The sequence below is a fragment of the Staphylococcus simulans genome, from assembly GCF_025561465.1.
Taxonomy (GTDB): Bacteria; Bacillota; Bacilli; order Staphylococcales; family Staphylococcaceae; genus Staphylococcus; species Staphylococcus simulans.
In genome coordinates, this window is the sequence record NZ_CP095100.1 from 2,324,356 (window position 1) to 2,343,802 (window position 19,447).

General features: G+C 36.2%; 16 protein-coding genes. 3 read left to right on the plus strand and 13 right to left on the minus strand.

Features of this window, described 5'->3' with window-relative positions; all coding sequences use genetic code 11:
- Nucleotides 1-18: 18 nt before the first annotated feature.
- The 6 genes from MUA87_RS10970 to MUA87_RS10995 all read right to left on the minus strand — a co-directional run bounded on the left by MUA87_RS10970 (nt 19) and on the right by MUA87_RS10995 (nt 7,662).
- Nucleotides 19-1,035 (minus strand): FecCD family ABC transporter permease, encoded by a 1,017-nt coding sequence (locus MUA87_RS10970; protein ID WP_057510165.1) that lies wholly within the window; start codon nt 1,033-1,035, stop codon nt 19-21.
- Nucleotides 1,032-2,039, minus strand: a complete 1,008-nt coding sequence (locus tag MUA87_RS10975; protein ID WP_002481431.1) for a FecCD family ABC transporter permease — start codon at nt 2,037-2,039, stop codon at nt 1,032-1,034. The genes MUA87_RS10970 and MUA87_RS10975 overlap by 4 nt, the downstream gene beginning before the upstream one ends.
- A gap of 10 nt (nt 2,040-2,049) precedes the next feature.
- Nucleotides 2,050-2,856: an ABC transporter ATP-binding protein gene (locus tag MUA87_RS10980; RefSeq protein ID WP_023015441.1), complete on the minus strand. Its 807-nt coding sequence runs from the start codon at nt 2,854-2,856 to the stop codon at nt 2,050-2,052.
- Between the two features lie 293 nt (nt 2,857-3,149).
- Entirely contained in the window at nt 3,150-3,986 is an 837-nt protein-coding gene (locus MUA87_RS10985; protein WP_002481429.1) for a YitT family protein, read from the minus strand.
- Nucleotides 3,987-4,397: 411 nt separating this feature from the next.
- Complete coding sequence (locus tag MUA87_RS10990; RefSeq protein ID WP_023015442.1) at nt 4,398-5,627, minus strand: NupC/NupG family nucleoside CNT transporter; 1,230 nt, start codon at nt 5,625-5,627, stop codon at nt 4,398-4,400.
- A 304-nt stretch (nt 5,628-5,931) separates the two neighbouring features.
- A complete protein-coding gene (locus tag MUA87_RS10995) occupies nt 5,932-7,662 on the minus strand; it encodes an ABC transporter ATP-binding protein (RefSeq protein ID WP_023015443.1) in 1,731 nt (576 codons plus the stop codon).
- 233 nt (nt 7,663-7,895) lie between these two features.
- On the opposite strand from MUA87_RS10995, the gene pbp4 reads away from it, so the two are divergent.
- On the plus strand, nt 7,896-9,185 hold the full coding sequence (gene pbp4, locus MUA87_RS11000) for a penicillin-binding protein PBP4 (protein WP_262550818.1): 1,290 nt from the start codon (nt 7,896-7,898) through the stop codon (nt 9,183-9,185).
- A 75-nt stretch (nt 9,186-9,260) separates the two neighbouring features.
- On the opposite strand, the gene tagD is transcribed toward pbp4, so the two are convergent.
- The 4 genes from tagD to MUA87_RS11020 form a co-directional block, all read right to left on the minus strand.
- Nucleotides 9,261-9,659: a glycerol-3-phosphate cytidylyltransferase gene (gene tagD / locus MUA87_RS11005; protein ID WP_002481425.1), complete on the minus strand. Its 399-nt coding sequence runs from the start codon at nt 9,657-9,659 to the stop codon at nt 9,261-9,263.
- A gap of 84 nt (nt 9,660-9,743) precedes the next feature.
- Nucleotides 9,744-10,802, minus strand: coding sequence for a glycosyltransferase family 2 protein (locus MUA87_RS11010; RefSeq protein ID WP_262550819.1), 1,059 nt, complete (start codon nt 10,800-10,802; stop codon nt 9,744-9,746).
- A complete protein-coding gene (gene tarB / locus MUA87_RS11015; protein ID WP_262550821.1) occupies nt 10,799-11,890 on the minus strand; it encodes a teichoic acid glycerol-phosphate primase TarB in 1,092 nt (363 codons plus the stop codon). The genes MUA87_RS11010 and tarB overlap by 4 nt, the downstream gene beginning before the upstream one ends.
- Before the next feature lie 74 nt (nt 11,891-11,964).
- On the minus strand, nt 11,965-12,768 hold the full coding sequence (locus MUA87_RS11020) for an ABC transporter permease (protein WP_023015447.1): 804 nt from the start codon (nt 12,766-12,768) through the stop codon (nt 11,965-11,967).
- A 288-nt stretch (nt 12,769-13,056) separates the two neighbouring features.
- Here MUA87_RS11020 and tagH point away from each other — a divergent pair, with 288 nt between their 5' ends.
- Together tagH and MUA87_RS11030 are read left to right on the plus strand one after the other, a co-directional pair.
- Complete coding sequence (gene tagH / locus MUA87_RS11025) at nt 13,057-13,854, plus strand: teichoic acids export ABC transporter ATP-binding subunit TagH (protein ID WP_002481421.1); 798 nt, start codon at nt 13,057-13,059, stop codon at nt 13,852-13,854.
- 358 nt (nt 13,855-14,212) lie between these two features.
- Complete coding sequence (locus tag MUA87_RS11030) at nt 14,213-14,584, plus strand: Na-translocating system protein MpsC family protein (protein WP_023015448.1); 372 nt, start codon at nt 14,213-14,215, stop codon at nt 14,582-14,584.
- Between the two features lie 929 nt (nt 14,585-15,513).
- Here MUA87_RS11030 and thrS read toward each other — a convergent pair.
- From thrS to MUA87_RS11045, 3 genes are all read right to left on the minus strand, one after another.
- A complete protein-coding gene (gene thrS, locus MUA87_RS11035) occupies nt 15,514-17,421 on the minus strand; it encodes a threonine--tRNA ligase (RefSeq protein ID WP_262550823.1) in 1,908 nt (635 codons plus the stop codon).
- A 428-nt stretch (nt 17,422-17,849) separates the two neighbouring features.
- On the minus strand, nt 17,850-18,200 hold the full coding sequence (locus MUA87_RS11040) for a DUF2200 domain-containing protein (protein ID WP_262550824.1): 351 nt from the start codon (nt 18,198-18,200) through the stop codon (nt 17,850-17,852).
- Between the two features lie 32 nt (nt 18,201-18,232).
- Entirely contained in the window at nt 18,233-19,429 is a 1,197-nt protein-coding gene (locus tag MUA87_RS11045; RefSeq protein ID WP_262550825.1) for an MFS transporter, read from the minus strand.
- Nucleotides 19,430-19,447: the final 18 nt, after the last annotated feature.

Consider the following 19,447-nt stretch of genomic DNA (forward strand, 5'->3'; position numbering starts at 1 on the left):
ATATTTCATTACGTTAAATTACAATGAACGTGTACGATACATTAAATACAAGAAATAAGGTGCACCGATTAACGCAACGACAATACCAGCTGGAATACCTGATGGTTGTAAAATCACTTGACCAACTGTATCCGAGAATACTAGTAAGAACGAGCCAATAACTATTGCTAAAGGCATAAAGAGTTGATGTCTTGGTCCCACAATCGTTTTCGCAATATGCGGTCCCATTAAACCAATAAAGCTGATAGCACCACTCACCGCTACAGCTGCTGATGATAAAGCAACAGCAGCCAGTAAAATAATCATACGATCTCGTCTGACATTTACACCTAAGCCTTGTGCTAATAGGTCATTAGTATTCAAGATATTTAATGTATTTGCTTTCATAAACAGGAACGGTATGATGACAATCAACCATGGTAATAATGCGATGACAAACGGCCATTCATCACCCCATATATTACCCGCAAGCCATGTTGCCATAAACTCTGCTTGGTCTTTATCAAATTTAGACATCAATGTCAGCGAACCGCCAGAGAGTGCGGCAGATAAACCGACACCGACTAAGACCATACTAGCTGGAGTCATACCGCGTTCTTTAGAATAACTGAAGTAGAAAATAATTAATGCAGTTAAAATACCGCCAGTCATACTCAGTATTGGCAAAACATAGATAAAGCTATCTGCACTCACTTGTCCGATGACAATAAAGAGTGCGATAAAGAAGCCGCTTCCTGCATTAATACCTAAAATACCAGGTTCAGCTAGTGGATTATTGGTTACACTCTGCATCATCGCACCGCTTAAACTTAATGCAGCACCTGCCAGAATCGTTACTAACATTCTCGGCAGTCTAAAATCTAGTAGAATCAAACTGTCCGTATAGTCACCTAAACCAAATAAAGTTTTAAAGAACGTGCCGATAGACATTTGATATTCACCTGACGTGATACTCCAAACACAGGCCGCAAACAAAAGGACACTCGTAATTAATAAAGCCAGCCACTGACGTCTTCGTAATTTATCTTCTATCATATTGAGCGACCTCCTTTTCTAATTAAATAGATAAAGTAAGGCACGCCAATAAAGGAAACAATCGCACCGACTGGCGCATCTCCTAACATACGTGCGACGGTATCTGCTAAAAGAACTAAAAATGCGCCTAAAACAGCAGTTAACGGAATCACTTTCGCATAATCCGTACCAATTAAAAAGCGTACAATATGTGGCACGATTAAACCGACAAAGGCAATTTGTCCGACCATTGCTACAGCAACACCTGCTAACAGCATCGTTAGTATTAAGCTGATTGTACGAATGACGCGCACATTTTGTCCTAAGCCTTTAGCTAAGCTTTCTCCTAAGTTTAAAATTGTTAATTGTCGACTTAGTAAGATTAACAAAACGATCGTCACTAAAATAACAGGGGTACTCCATTTCAATTGAACCCAAGTTGTGCCAGAAACACCGCCCATGCTCCAAAAATTGATGTCTTGATTCAATTTAAAAGTTAATGCAATGCCTTGGCTTAAAGCCGTCAAGAATGCACTGACAGCAGCACCTGCTAAAATAATACGGATAGGATTGAACCCATCAGTTCTAGAACGGCCCATCATCAATACGATTGTACCGCCTAATATTGAACCGATAAAACCTGCAAGCATCAATAAACTAAAAGAAGCTTGCGGTACAAAGGCATATGTTAAAGCGAGCATAAAACTGGCACCAGCATTCAAGCCGATTAAGCTTGGGTCTGCCAAACCATTTTTAGTCACACCTTGAACAACTGCCCCAGCCACCGCAAGCGCCATACCTACAAGTATTGCACCTAAGTCTCTAGGTATTCTAATTTCACTGATAATGTTGTGCTGTTCATTCATAGGGTTATAATGGAAAACCGCTTCATAAATCGTCCCAAGACGAATGGGCGCATCTCCATATAAAATGGAGAGCACCAACATTGTCCCTAACATCACACATGATAAAAGTAATAACAATATAAATCTGGGATACTTCTCTTTTCTCTCTTTATCACTCATTTACCGTGCCTCATACTTTCGAATAATGTTTACACAATAAATCATATGTGACTAACATCGGTTTACCTGTACGTGGATCTGTACTTAATTCTGCATCTATATTGAAACATCTTTCTAAAATATCTTTTGTTAAGACTTCTTGTGTTTCACCGCTCGAAACAATTTCACCTGCTTTCATCGCAATCAGATGATCTGAGAAACGAATCGCTTGGTTGATATCATGTAACACCATTACAATGGTACAACCTTGTTCACGGTTCAATTCTTGAACTAATTCAAGAATTTCTAATTGGTGACTGATATCTAAATACGTTGTTGGCTCGTCTAAGAAAATAATATCTGTTTTTTGTGCTAAAGCCATCGCAATCCATACACGTTGTCTTTGACCGCCACTTAAATCATTAATAGCTCTGTGTTTAAAATCATACGTACCTGTTACTTTAAGCGCCCAATCGATTTCAGCTTTATCTTCAGCGCTTAAGCGGCCAAAACCTTTTTGGTGTGGAAATCTGCCGTATGAAACCAATTCGCCTGCTGTTAAACCATCTGCAACATCTGGTGATTGTGGTAAAATGGCGATTTTCTTCGCAATTTCTTTCGTAGATTGTGTATGAATATTTTTACCATCTAATGTGATTTCTCCGCCTTTAACGGATAAAAGACGAGATAATGCTTTTAGTAATGTTGATTTACCGCAACCGTTAGGTCCGATAATAGACGTAACTTTGCCATCAGGGATTTCTACATCTAGGTTATCAACAATCACATGATCCCCATATCCGATTGTTACGTGCTGACCATTTAAACGATTTGCCAATATACTTCATCCTCCATTGGATACGACATGAACCTTAAATACAGTTGCCGAAACACCTGTCTCTTTTCAAGGTCTGCCGCAGAATTTATTTCTATTTCTTATCTCATTGCATTTATTTATAATTACGACCTGTAAAGATTATCGTGAAAGCTTTCATACTTTTATCAACTACAGCCTTGTAATTGATAATCATTATCATAGGCTATATTATAACATTTTTTGGAGCGATTTCCTAACAATTCTTATGTACTAAAACGCAAGAAATCGAGACTATCGCCTCGATTTCTCATCCTTTATTCATCTACTAAGAAGCCATTACCATACACATCACGCACATCGTGGATGACTAAAAAGGCATTCTCATCAATTTTTCGAATTAAGCGTTTCGCTTTTGAAACTTGTGTTTTACTGATAACCACATATAAAATTTCTTTGTCTTCTTTTGAGTAATAACCGCGACCATCTATAATCGTAACCCCTCGTCCGATTTTTTGGTCAATAACTTTCGCCACTTCATCAGGTCGGCTTGAAATTACAGTCATCGCCTTCTTCGTATTTAAACCTTCAATAACGAATTCCATAACTTTCGTACCAATATAAAGTGAAATAATCGTTACCAATAACTTATTGACTGGAATCACAGTAAATGAAATCGCCACAACGATTAAGTCGAAAAATAGCAACGCGTAAGATGTGCTGACGTCTAAGTATTTATGTGCTAAACGCGCTAAAATCGTTGTACCTGCTGTCGTTCCCCCAGCAAGTACAATAACGCCAATACCTAATCCGACTGAAGCACCCCCGAAAATGGCATTCACAATAATGTTGCCAGTTTCAACATGCCAAGATTCAGTCAGTCCTAAAAAGACTGAAATTAACACTGTTGCAAGAATGGTTAAGTACGTACTTCGCTTACTTAAGAACTTATAACCAATCGCAATTAAAATCGCATTCATCACAAAGTTAGTGATAGCTGGCGAAATGTGAAAAGCATAATAAAATACAATGGATAGTCCCGTTACGCCGCCTTCCCCTAATTGTGCGGAAATAATGAATGTATTGACCCCTGCAGAGAACATAAATGAACCAAATACTACGAGTGCGAGGTCACGCCACGTTCTTCGTTTCAAATCCAATCGCCCCCTTATTAAATTGTGTAGATAAGATAAATACTAGCACAGGCGCTCTTAACCAACAATGTGAAACCCCTGAATCACAGTGTTTATTAATATTAAATTAATTATTCTGAAAATTTTGTTTACTTTGTGTTGAAGCTTTGCTATAATAAATTTCAACTTCCTTAATCAAGAGATTAAGGAAGTTATCTCCTTTGTGTTGTTTACAATAAACAAGCAAAATTTTCGCTCGAATGCACCATCAGTACCTAGTCCTTACTGATTACGTGCATCAAATTCATTTCCCGTTGAAAGCAGGTAATGTTTGTGTCTCCCCACATTCATTCACCTGTTTTCATTTTGCTTAAAAAAGAAAAGCATCATATTCAGTAACAACTACCGAATACAATGCTTCTATCTATACGCTTACCAAGCGAATAATCCTACGAATGCTGCTGTTAGTAATGAAACTAAAATACCAGACAATAACATCATAGGTACATATTTCGAAACGAAATCAGATGTTTTCTTATCAACAATACCTTTTAATGTCCCGATAATCATACCGATTGTTGAGAAGTTCGCAAATGATACTAAGAAAGTAGAAATAACTGCACGTCTATGCGGATCATATGATTTAACCGCATCAGAAATTTGTCCCATGACTACGAATTCGTTTGTGACAATCTTCTTAGCCATTTGTTGCGCAACTGGCCATGCTTCGCTCCAAGGTAGACCAAGTAATAATGAGAAAGGCACCATGATGACACCTAAAATTTGGTCTAAGCCAAAGCTGAATTTCACATTGAACCAACCAATTACTGTACCTGAAAGTACGTGAAGTAAACGATCAATTAAGTCTGCTAATGCTACGAAACTGATTACGAATGCGATAATAATCAATACTAATTTACCAGCGTTGATAACTGAGTCTCCAAGGAATGAGAAGAACGGTTGACGTTCTACACCTTCTTGTTGGATGTGGTAAATCACATCTTCACGTTCTTCAACTGTTACTGGGTTTAAGATAGAAGTAACAATAATCGCATTGATAATATTTAATGGAATTGCTGTTAACACAAGTTCACCTGGAATCATCGTTACATACGCACCGACAATTGCACCAGATACTGAACTCATAGACATCATCGCAATTGTTAGTACACGCATTTCATTCATACGTTTTAACTGTTCACTTGAAACAGCTAATGCTTCTGTGTTCCCTAAGAACATCATTTCGATACCGAAGAATGATTCGAATTTTGGTTGACGTGTAATTTTAGCTAACGCCCAACCAATCCAACCGATAACTTTAGGTAAAATATTAAAGTACATTAAAATATCGAATAAAGGTACTACGAGTAAAATTGGGAATAAGGCTGCAACCGCCATATCTATTTCTTTCGTATCTACAAAGCTTTTGAACGCAAACCCTGTACCAGCGTTCGCTGATTCAATCAGCCATGCAATACCATCTGCCATTTTAGAAACTGCCGCATTTCCCCATGGGAAGAAGACAAAGAACCATGCTAAGAATAAGTTTACAATGACTAAGATACCAATTGATTTCCATTGGATCGCTTTTCTATTTCTAGAGAAGAGCACTGCAATACCTAAAAATACAATCAAACCAACAATGTTGATAAGTAAATACATTTTACACCCGCCATTTCTATTATTTTATTATGTACAAGTCTACACTGACAGAATCATAACCTCCCGATTGAATTCCCTATAATCCTTACAATGTCCGCCTGTTACTTGAGATATTTCGTATTTACAAATTGTAAAAAATTTAAGTGCTTTTTTAGTATATCATGTTGGTTGTTACCTTTGAATTAGATTTTTGAGAAATGAAACAAAAATTCTTGCAATAAATATGATTGTCATAATTCGTCTATATATCTCTTTTGTTATAAAAATAAGGTTGAGACTTTTCTTCTTGTCTCAACCTTTATCATTAATCTGTCAGTTTTTGTGTCATCACAAATTCTTTATACTTTTCATGCGACTGCATTAACTCATGATGCTTACCAATACCCGTCACACGTCCACCATCTAAGAAGATAATTTGATCAGCTTTCATAATGGTAGAAAGACGGTGTGCGATTACCACAGTTGTACGTTCCTTCATTAATGTTTCTAATGATTCTTGAATTTTTCTTTCACTTTCACTATCTAAATTTGCGGTCGCTTCATCTAATAATAAAATATCAGGATTTTTCACAAAGCTGCGCGCAATATCAATACGTTGACGTTGACCACCAGAAAGTTTCAATCCGCGTTCACCGACTAAGGTATCGTATCCCTCATCAAAATCTGTAATGAATTCGTGACAGTTCGCTAATTGTGTATACTGCATTAATTCAGCATCTGTCACTTTTCGGTTGATGCCATATAAGATATTATCTCGAATCGTACCGCTCATCATCGCATTAGACTGCATGACATAACCAATTTTATTGCGCCAATCCGATAGCGGTAATTGATAGATAGAAACATCATTATAAAGGATGTCTCCGTGTGTGACGTCATACATTCGTTCTATTAAATTGAAAATCGTACTTTTTCCTGATCCTGATGGCCCTACAAATGCAGTTACTTTACCCTTTGGAATATCAAAATTCAAATCATGTAAGACTTCTTTTGTATCATAACCAAATGAAACTTCTTTAAATGCGATGTCACCATTACCTAAAGATTGACCCGTAGGCATATAGACTTCTTCTAACGGTTCTTGCATGATTTCATGAATACGGCTGCTTGCTCCGACTGCTTTCTTATAATCTGTCATCAATGTCGACAAGTTCACAAGCGGCATCGACATTTGAATAACATAAAAAATCATCGCAACAAGTGTTCCTGCAGTAATCGCGCCTGATGAAATACGGATACCTCCGAAACCAAGAATAATCCCGATTGTTAACAACATGATCAAACCGGAAATCGGTTGGATGACTGCCGCAATTTTCGCTTGTTTCAGACCCAGCTTATAAATTTCTTTTAAATTTATATGTGCTTTATCTAGTTCAACTTGTTCCGTATTGGCAACTTTAACTAAACGCATTTCCGTTAATACACGTCCAAGCAAACCACTGAAGTTCGCAATTTCTGCTTGTGTACGCGTAGAAATTTTCTGCATGACACGTCCTAAAGGGATCATAATAATCACAAATAAAGGTATCGTAATAAAAGTTAATAACGTCATCTGCCAATCCATAATAAACAACATAATCAATGAACCGATTAATGTGATAATAGAAGGCAGCACATTCGGTAATTTTTGAGAAACAAATTCGTTAATCACTTTAGTGTCATCTGTTAAACGACTCATTAACTGTCCACTTTCATTCACATCAAAGAAACGCATTCTTAAACGAATGATGTGTTCCCATACAACAGTACGAATCGCATAAATAATTTTTTCACCGATTTTACTTAATAAGTATAAGCCGATACCGCTTAAGACTGCATTCAACGCAAACACAGCAATAAAGATTAAAATAAACTGCATGTTGAAGGATTCGCCAGTAAATTTATCAACCATTCTTCCAGTAAATAAAGGGACAATTAAACCACTGATGCTCCCTAAGGAAGAAATAGATACTGCAATCGCAATCAAGCCGACTGGCCATGTCAGTTTCTTCAATAAGAATAAGAGTGGATTAGATGTTTTGTTAGTCTGTTTCATTTTTCACGCTTACCTCAATTATAGTTTTATGTTTCTTCTTAAATTATGATGCATAGTCCCGACTTTTCACATGATTTTAGACGTCCGGGCACCCTTCAGTCAGACAACCGTCAGACTGACGTCTAAAATAGGCATAATTTTCATATATTTATTGTTCCCTTGTATCAAACTACTTTTATGATAAAATATTTTTACTGTGAAACTATTATTGTTGAAGGACTGAAACATACATAATGAAAAAGATAGTAATACTGACACTGTTAATATTCTTCGTAAGTACCATTATAACACCATTTTCTGATGCGGACACTGAAACCAAATCACCTGTCCAAATCGCTAATGAACGCGGTCAAAATATCGGAGAAGGTTTTGAACCAGAAAGTGCTGTGAACATTAGTCAAACCGGGCAAGTACTCTACAGCTATCATATGGATAAGAAATGGTACCCCGCTTCAATGACGAAATTGATGACAATGTACCTGACGTTAGAAGCTGTTAAAGAAGGTAAATTATCGTTAGATGATAAAGTGAAAATCACCGATAAACATTATGCGATGTCTACCCTTCCAGAGTTAAGTAATACTAAATTATATCCTGGTGAAACTTATACCATCAGTGAATTGCTTCAAATTACGGTTTCAGCCTCTAGTAATGCGGCTGCATTGATTTTAGCAAATGAAGTTTCTGATTCCACTTCTGATTTTACCGACAAGATGAACGAAAAAGCTAAAGAAATCGGGATGAACCATACACACTTTGTAAATCCGACAGGCGCTGAAAATAACTTATTAAAAAGTTTTGCGCCAAAACGTTATAAAGATGAAATGTCTAGTACATCAACCGCAAGAGATTTCGCGATTTTATCACAACGTGTCGTGCAAGATACACCCAAAGTGCTTAAATTTACTAAAGCAATCTCACCAACTCAACACGGTGTAACATATTATACGTTCAACTGGTCGCTTGAAGGTTCTGAATTGAGCTTACCTGGTACAGATGGTTTAAAAACCGGATCAAGCGACATGGCTGATTACAACCACACATTAAGTACTAAGCGTGATGGCTTCCGTATTGATCAAGCTATGATGGGTGCAGGTGACTTCGAACATCTAGGCGGAGATAAAGAACGTAATAAAATGGGCAACAGTTTAATCAATCGTTCATTTGAACAATATAAATACGTTAAAGTTATGTCTAAAGGACAACACAAAATCAATAATAAAACCTATTACGTGAAAAAAGATTTATACGATGTTGTTCCAAGCAATCTTAAAAAAGAAGATTATAAATTCGTCGTAGAAGATGGCATGCTTCATCTAGACTATGACCGACAATTTATCTCAAAAGATTATGGCCCGCCATCAGTAGATGTTCAACGTCCATTGATGCGAAAAGCAACAACATTCGCAGAATCTTCTTGGAGTACACATCCGATTCTAACGAGCCTTGGCGTTGCATTTATTGTCGCAGCACTAGCCATCGTCGTTTATATGATTATTTCATCATTCGGACGTAAGAAATAATGTTGAAATTTTAAATACAAATCAAAAACAGAGGTATAACTGCCAAGCCCTGGCGATTATACCTCTGTTTTTATTTTATCTGGCATCTTTACCATATAATTCTTTTTTGATTTGTGTCGTAGAAATACCTTCTGTACGTTTTAAGTAAATCACTTCGCATTTGTCTTTTAAGAAGTCGAATTCGCCTTCCCAATCATGACCCATGACAAAAGTATCTACATCATAACGTTCCACATCACGTTCTTTTTGACCCCAATCATCCTCAGGAATGACTAAGTCTACATAACGAATAGATTCCAACATCATTTTTCGTTGTTCGTAATTGTAGTAAGATTTTTTATTTTTAATGCGGTTAAATTCATCTGTAGAGAGTGCCACAATCAGGTAATCTCCCATTTCTCTCGCTCTTCTCAGTAATTCAATATGACCATAATGCAATAAGTCATATGTACCGTACGTAATAACTCTCTTCAAATTTAAACCCTCCTTCACAATTTTAGTTACTGTAAAAAAATAACACATTTCACTCTTCAATTCATATTAAAATTGTAAGTTCGCTTATTTTTTTAACGCGCTTTTTAAAGCAGCACGCCCTCTAAAAGCTGATTGTTTAGGCACTAATTGTGCTTTGAACGCTAAATAGTTCGGACGTCCGATGCCTACTTTGTTCAACGCTTCACGCCATTGACGATAATAATGCAACGTCCAACCTTTACAGCCGCCTTCCATCACTTTGACAATTCTAAATAATGCATCGCCATCATAATGTGTCTTTTGCATACCTTCAATGTATTGGATAACTGTATCTAATAATTCTTGTGTCACTTTTGGTTTTTCTGTCACATAAGCTTGAAGCATATAACTGACAATCAATTCATCCATACGATAGCTATAATATTGTTGTACATTACAAAGTCTCAAGTAATCCATCACGCGGCCACGTACAATATAAGCATCGTGCATATAATCAAAGAAACGCTCAACACTGCGTGCTGTAATCGAGTTCTCACGTACATTATAGCCCGCAATAATATCTGGTAACAATTGAATATCATGTGCTTGATTAAATGCATGTGCCATAAATGTATGTTCTTCACAAAAAACAATGTCCTCATCAAAACGTAAATCTTTGAAACGTGCGCTGAACATCTTATCTCTTGGTCCGATAGATTGCAGCATCGCTGGGCATTGCGCTAAATTCACAACTTCATCTTTTTTAATTTCTTTATGTGTCGGGAAAGTACGCCACTCACCATGATAATCACGTCCTGTTTGTCCAATCACGATTTCAACATCGTCATTTTGTTCATAACGACGTGCCATCACATCGATACGACTCGGTAAAAATTCATCATCAGCATCTAAAAACATGAAGACATCGCCTGTAATATGAGATAAGCCGACATTACGACTAGCCGCTGCGCCTTTGTTAGATTGACTGATAATTTTGACGTGCTTATTTTCTTTTTGAATTGTTTCAAGTGCTTCAAGTGTGCCATCTGTAGAACCATCATTAATACAAATAATTTCATGATCGTATTTCGTATCAATGGAACTGACCGCTTTCTTAATGACTTCTTCTGAGTTATAAACTGGAATAATAATAGAAATTTTCATCGTTTCACCAATTCTTTTATATAATTTGATATCTGATTTAAAGTTTCATCCGTATTGTAATCATGCCATTCATTAAAGAGCGGCGGATAATGTTCTAAACCTTCTTTTAATTTATGAAGCAACTCTGCCTCATTATATGCTTTATAGTTTTCAGGAATTTGCCAATAGTAATGATTCAAACCCCGATCCGCTTCATATTCCGCTTGATCGTAAACATAAAATAAGGCAGGTTTATTTAATAAACTCGCTTCAATCGCAAGTGAACTATAATCTGTAATGATGACATCTGCCATCAAGAACAAGTGTTGTGTCTCAATATCAGATGTAGACCCTTGTCTTACAGCTGGATGTAATTTATTGATAATTGTATAGCCTGGCAACTCCTGTTCAAAATGTTGTGCATCAATCGTTCTGTTCGCTGCTTGATGTTCTCTGTATGTCGGTACATATACTGCAAGCTTATCTTTAATCCCATACTGTTGTTTCAACTTTTCTTTTTGTTGTTCTAAGTTAACTGTAAAGTACTGTTGCATTCTAGGCAAACCAAAGCGTAACATTTGTTCAGGTGTTGCACTAAAAGCATTTCTAAAACAAATTTCCATTGGGTCGCCGCCTATGAGATAGTAATCTGTCGCATGATATACTTTCAAATACTGATCTACCACTTTCTTGTTAGACAAATCGACCGCAAGATCTTTTAGGCCAAAGTATTTTAAGGCGCCTGCCGCATGCCATGTTTGAATGACAGTCTGCCCTTTTTTCTTGCGATAACCTCCCATTAACAAATAGTAATTATCGACAAAAATAACTTTAGCAGTGGCTAATGCTTTTAATTGCGCAATAACGTTTTTATTACTGTTGATGACATAATCAACACCTGATAATTGTGCAACTTGTTGTTTATCTTTTTCTTTACCGATGATAGTTAAACGGTAACCTTCATAATGAAACCTTTGAACTAAAGGCCATATATCTTCTTTAAAGCTCATAAACAACACAATATGATGCGTATCGATTTTTTTATTGAACCATAATGTATTAAATACATTGATAATGGTTAAATACAGCTTCTTGATGACTTGTCTCATGTTTTTCACCTCTGCTTATTTTAAAAAAACTCCAAACACGCTAAAACATGCTTGGAGTTTACTCTTAAATAATCTTACATAAAGTCTGCAAATTGATCTCTGTAGCGCATGTGCAGAATCGAACCTACAAAGAATATAAATACGACAATAAATACGTTGTAAAGTGCTAATTGCCAATGATCAATAAAATACCAGTTATGATACAGTACTGCTGCACGGTATGATTCTGCGATGAAATAAATCGGATTCAACATCAGAATCTTTTGTACAATCGAACCTGGCTTAGCGACCCATAAAATTGGTGATGCATAGAATAATACACGCATTAACGCTTGCATCATCATTTGTGTATCACGAATTAATACACCTAGAGTCGAAGTTAAGATTGCGACAGCACTTGTAGCAATGTACGCAAATGGTACGTATAAGAATAACTGAATAATATGTATCGTCGGATAAATACCTGAAGCGATACAGAAAATAATAATAATCCCGAGTAATGCTAAATGTCCATATAATTTTGCAGTTACGGTATACGTCGGAATAATCGATAACGGGAAATTCATTTTCGCCACTTGATTATATTTCGATACAATCGAGCGTGTCCCATCTAATATTCCTTGGTTGATAAAGAACCACATACTGATACCGACAAGCATCCAGAAGATGAAGGGTATCCCATCAACCGGTGCGTTTGTACGAATCCCGAATCCGAACACGAACCAGTAGACTAAAATTTGGATAAGCGGGTTAATTAACTCCCACGCCATACCTAAGTAGTTATTATGGTTAGCAATTTTCAACTCAAATTGTGCTAACCTGTGGATCAAATAAAATCCTTTAATATGTTCTTTCAGAACAGTTATTAATGCTCCCATGTTCAAACCACGCTTTCAAACGATTTGCGCATTTCATTACATATGCTTATGTAATTTTTTCTCTATGCTTGAAATATATCCATCTCAACATTATACGTAATTATAATATAGAATGGAATAATTTTCATTACTAATGGCAAAGAAATGACTTTAACGACGAAAATAATGACCAATTCTTCAAGAAATGGTAAAATTTATAGCGTTGAAGAATTCATATGCGTTTTGACCGCTCGGCATCGCAATATGTACTATAATAGAGTAAATAGAGGTTAAGGAAGAGGTTATACAATGAAAGATGTATCTGTAAAGATGGATAATATTACAAAAGAATATCGTATCTATCGTAATAACAAAGAACGAATCAAAGATGCGCTCATTCCTAATCATAAGAACAAAACATTTTACGCGTTAAAAGATGTCTCAATGACAGCGTATAAAGGTGATATTATCGGTTTAGTCGGCATCAACGGTTCAGGCAAATCAACACTCAGCAATATTATCGGCGGATCTTTATCCAACACTGCAGGTTCAATTGAAAAAAATGGTGAAGTCAGTGTTATTGCGATCAATGCAGGGCTTAACGCACAATTGACAGGATTAGAAAATATTGAATTTAAAATGTTGTGCATGGGCTTTACACGTAAAGAAATTAAAAAGCTCACACCTAAAATCGTTGAATTCAGTGAACTGGGAGAGTTTATTTACCAACCCGTTAAAAAGTATTCAAGTGGTATGCGTGCTAAACTTGGTTTCTCTATCAACGTCACGATTGATCCGGATATTTTAGTGATTGACGAAGCGTTGTCTGTCGGAGACCAAACATTCACGCAAAAATCATTAGACAAAATCCACGAATTTAAAGAAGCAGGCAAAACGATTTTCTTCGTCAGCCATAACATCGGCCAAGTCCGTCAATTCTGTACAAAAATCGCTTGGATTGAAGGCGGACGCTTGAAACAATTCGGCGAAGTTGAGGAAGTATTGCCTAAGTACGAACAATTCCTTAAAGACTTTAAAAAGAAATCTAAAGCAGACCAAAAAGCTTTCCGTAAAAACTTAGACGAAGAAAGATTTGTAATGAAATAAACAATTGAAGCTGTAAAAGAAATCGCAGTATAAACTGCTTTTTCTTTTCCTCTTCTACTTCACTCTTTTAAAGCGATATTGATATTTCTGAATCTTTTTACTTAAAAAACTTTAAGCAAACCTCTTTAAATCAAAGAAAAAAAGTATTATCATTAAGTACAAGTGTATTAACAACAGGCAAAATAATATTGCACACTTGATTAATGTCGGATGCTCTCATACAATGACATTTTGATACAAGTAATCATTTCAATAGTCTTGCTGCACACTTCATTTTCTTTAAAGTGAAGGTGTATCAAAATATTGAAATCTAATCAGCCTGAACTTCAATATGTCATATCATTTCTCAAGTAAGCAGGTGATTGATATAGCTAAACAAAATAAGACACAAGCATTTGCGAACCTTGTCCGTGCGTATCGTAAAGAACACATCGGCAAAGGTCCCGAACAAATCAAAGTGTTTTTCAAAGATAACTGGGCGGTTGCCCATATGACAGGAAGCCTAAGTAAAGTTGAAAACTTCTATTTGCGTAATACTCAAAGTAAGGAATTCGAAAGAATGCTTAAATTTGGACGTACAGAAGAAATTAAACAACTTTACAACCAACATCCACCTACAGAAATGGAAGAATTGGTAGGCGCGAAATTTGTAAAATTATTTACAGATGTTAATTTAGAAGATGATGAAGTCATTTCAATATTCGTGTTCGATCGCAATATTGAATCGTAATAGAATATATTAGGATTGGTGTAAGGTACTCGGTGCTGTTTACTAACCTACTTTGAAACTCGTAAAGACTTTTCAAGGAGGTGATGCATGTAAACAGGAGCGAGTTTTTTTATTTCCCTATAACATTAAATTGAACTTACCTTATTAAACAACCATTCATTTCTATAAAAATTTTCAATACGCTACACTCACCACTATAGTAGTCTATTGAAACCAGCCCAATTATAACAATGTGCTTTACGTATAAGAAAACAGCCCATTCTATACGCACAAAGCTGATACAACAGCAATTCTCTTGCAACCTCCTGTTTTAAAATGTTTGATTGAAAAAGCTAATCATAAACATTGCAAGATGCTGTCATAGCTACACAATAACCCTAACAACAACCGGTAAGTTCAAATTAAGTGCCAAATAGTAATCAGTATGCCTATAACAGCGATTGATGGTTAAAATAAAACTGCGTTAAAAATTTAAAACGCGCTAAGTATTGAAATAAGGTAACAATGCATATATTCTGCTGATTGAATTCCCACAATTCATCACCACCAGCAGTGCCCTCAACTTTCTTATGCTTCACGTTACTATTTCAAACTTACAACACAACCCTTACTCAAATAAAACAGAGTTTAAGTCGCTCTGAATGATAATCATCGATCAAACGCACACCTGTTATATGGAAATGAGCCCAAACAAAACGTTTAAACTCAATCTTGAAAATCACACGACGATTCAGAACGTGATTAGCCCTGCATTCTGAATCCTACCCTCATTAATAAAAATGTCAAAAAACCTGTGTTCAATTAAGCTCCCTCAACTACTTAATTGAAACACATGAAACTATAAAATAATAACCCTTAAAAATAAAACGCATTGCAGCTACCCTTTCTACTGCAATGCGTATTTTTTATATTCAATTATCGTTTTAAATTTACTCTACTGAGTTTAAAACATCTCTTTCTACTTTCAATTGTTCGATGAAGTCTTTCACATCTACGCTAGTTTCTTCAGAAGCACCGCGTTTTCTTACCGCAACTGTACCATTTTCTACTTCGTTATCTCCCACAACAAGTGTATATGGTACTTTTCTTAAGTGTGCTTGACGGATTTTATAACCCATTTTTTCGTCTGAAAGATCTAGATCTACTCTGAAGCCTTCAGCTTTCAATTGACGTTTCAAGTCTTTTACCGCATCTAAATGCAAGTCTGCATTGACAGGAATCACTTCTAATTGTACAGGTGCTAACCATAATGGCAAGTTTCCGCCAAAGTGTTCAAGTAAGATACCGATAAAACGATCGCTAGAACCGTAAATTGCACGGTGGATAACCACTGGACGTTCTTTTTCTCCGTCTTTATTAACGAAAGTTAAATCGAATTTTTCAGGCATTTGGAAATCTAGTTGTACAGTACCGCATTGGTGACTACGTCCTAATGCATCTTTGATATGGATATCAATTTTAGGACCATAGAACGCGCCGTCTTTTTCATTGACTGTATATTCAAAACCATGTTGATTCAATACATTTTCTAATGATTGTTCAGCGAAATCCCAAAGTTCGATTTCACCCATAAAGTCATCTGGACGAGTAGAAAGTTCAATACTGTAATCGAAGCCGAAGACACTATAAACTTTATGAATCAAACCTAAGACATCTAAGATTTCTGATTCGATTTGGTCACGACGTACAAAGATATGTGCATCATCTTGGTTGAATGTTCTTACACGGAATAAACCATTTAAAGAACCGCTTAATTCATGACGGTGTACTTGTCCGAACTCAGCCATACGAATTGGTAAATCACGATATGAATGTAAATGATTTTTGTAAATCAACATATGTCCAGGACAGTTCATTGGTTTTAACGCATAAGTTTGTTCATCAACTTCAGTGAAGTACATATTGTCTTGGTAGTGATCCCAATGTCCACTGTTTTTCCATAAAGTTTCGTCCATGATAAACGGAGTATAGACTTCTTCATAATCCGCTTCAAACTGTAATTGTCTCAACATATTTTGTAATTCCAAACGAATCACTTGGCCGTTATGCGCATAGAATGGCATACCTGGTGCAAATTCTGAGAATGAGAAGATATCTAATTCTTTACCTAAACGACGATGGTTCACTTGTTCATATTTATCAATAAACGCTTGATGGTCTTCTAAGGCTTTCGCATCTGCGAATGCAAAACCAGATACACGTTGTAATGCTTCGTTGTTCACATCACGTAACCAGTTAGTTGCGGATACTGCTTGTAAACTGAAGTGTTTCACTTTAGATAAATTGTGTACTAAAGGTTGGTCGATAACTGCTGCGTAATCTCCATGCACTGCAACTTTCACAGGCTCTGAGGCTTGTTCAATATGATGTTGCATAAAGGCATTTTCACTGAATTGATCTAATGCATCTAATTTAGATAATTCACGGATTTCAATAGGATGATTTGCGCTTACTGCTTTTTGAATGTCTTTAGAAACTTTTTCTAAATCCGCTGCTTTTAAGTTTACTTCAGGTTTAAAGTCCACAAAGAATTGTTCTTTATTTACACCGAATCCAGCGACTTTTGCGCCATGTTTCTCAAGCACTTCTCCTGCTAAATAACCTAAAGTATAACGAATGGCTTCTAACCCTTTTTCATCTTCATATGTCAAGAATTCAACTTGGCAATCTTCTCCGATGTATTCGTTCAAACCATAAAATGTGCCATCCACATTCGCAACCGCAACTTTTTTCGCAAAAGAACTGCCGATTTGTTGCGCAACTTGGTAAAGTGTTGTGCCTTGTGCCACCTCCAATTTGCGTTGATCTGGTAAAGTAACGATAACTTGTTCTGCCATAATTATTGCCTCCTTAAATTCTAATGGTTGATTTTATTCAATAAAAAAACTGCACTTATCCTCTGATAACAGGGACGAGTGCAGTTTATGCTCGTGGTACCACCCACATTCGAAACAAGTCATTAAACAAGACTTCAATTGGAGTTGCTCTCCTAGAAGTCTCAACTTGCTTCCTCATTAGAATGGTGTAACATGCCATTAGTCGGTATGCTTTCACATACATCTCAAAAGGAGTAAAACACAGTTTAAGTAATTAGAAAGCTTCCAGCCGCTGACTTTCTATCTCTGACTTAAATCTTGTATTTCATATCTTTTTCATCGAATCCGTTTTTAAATTAAGTACATTGTATCGTAACGATTACGATTCTGCAATATATTTTTTATAAGTTCATCATTTTGTAAAACTTGAAAACGTTTTATTCTTTAAATCATTTCCTCATTATTTTATTTAATGGCTTACCTTTTGCGAGCTCATCTACGATCTTATCTAAATAGCGAATTTCCTGCATTAAAGGTGCTTCAATGTTTTCAACACGAATGCCGCAAATGACACCCGTAATTAACTTGCGGTTCGGATTTAAGTCAGGTGCTTGCGCAAAGAAATCTTCAAACGGTACTCGCTCATCTAATACTTGTTGTAAACCTGCTTCATCATATCCTGTTAACCAAGTGATTACTTCATGCAATTCATCTTTTGTACGCCCTTTTTTCTCAACCTTTGTCACATAATGCGGATAAACACTTGCGAATGCCATATCATAAATTTTATGTCTTGTCACGCATGTCACTCCTCTGCTTGTATTTATTTCTATTATACCCCTTCTTTTGATGGCATGTTGATGCCGTTATCAAACACATCTTTTGGCACAATTTTAGTAAATACAACTACTATCATGACGAAAACTAATCCTGTAATCAGAAATACAAGCGTGTAATTGAAACCAAGAATAAAGCTGAAGAACATAATACTTAAAGGTTTGGTGAATTGACTGAGCGCAAAGCTGACAGAGAAGACCCTTGCTTTATAACTTTCCTCGATACGTTTTTGGAAGTAGATTTGAAGTGGAATATTACTGTATTGTGCGCTGAAACCTAATACAATATAAACGCCAATTAACGCTAACACCCCAGCTAAATTTCCCATTGCCATCATCGTAATCAATGCCAACGCAAAGAAAATCATCGCAATCGTGTAGCTCGATCCAATTAAATATAAACGTAAATTTTGTTTAGGCGGGAAAATCGCAAGAATGATACTGCCTAACGCCATGCTGATTGTTAAAGAAGCCTCTATCCATCCAAATGCACTTGAAGATAAATGCATCTTTTGAATGGCTAACATTGAAATACCAATCGGTATCGCATACAAAATAATATTAATTACTGCCAAATAAATCACCATCGTAGCTAAATCCTTTTTAGCCCATATGTAGTGAAAACCTTTTTTGAAATTATTGATGAAAGCTTGGTTCTCTTTTTCCACATGTCTGTTTAAAGGTATAAATGCTATCGTCAACATGGCGAGTGATTCAGTCACTAAAATCACATATCCCATTTGTTCAATAGAAAGGAATCCTACCACAATACCGCCGATTACTGGCGCTAAGAATGATGTGGCCATAATTACAATATTCCTTAAAGACACAAAGCGCTCTAATTGCTCCCCTGTTATCTTCGCTAAATTAGATTCAATGATTAAACCTACTGGCACATCAGTCGCAGTAAGCATCATCATTAAAATAACCAGTGCCCATAAATGATTTTGATACCCCACTAAAAACACAGTGATGGATAGCACGCTTAATAATTGCGCAATGAAGATCATCTTTCGATTACTTTTATAATCGGCTAGGTTCCCCATAATTGGACCTAACACAATTTGAACTACAGCCATCATACCTATAACAAAACCGTATAATGCACCATTGCTTGTTTCTCTTAAAATATAAAACGAACAAGCAAAGAAAAAGATTTCCGAACCAAAGGTCGAAACTAAATCGAAAATCAATAATAGAATCCCTTTTTC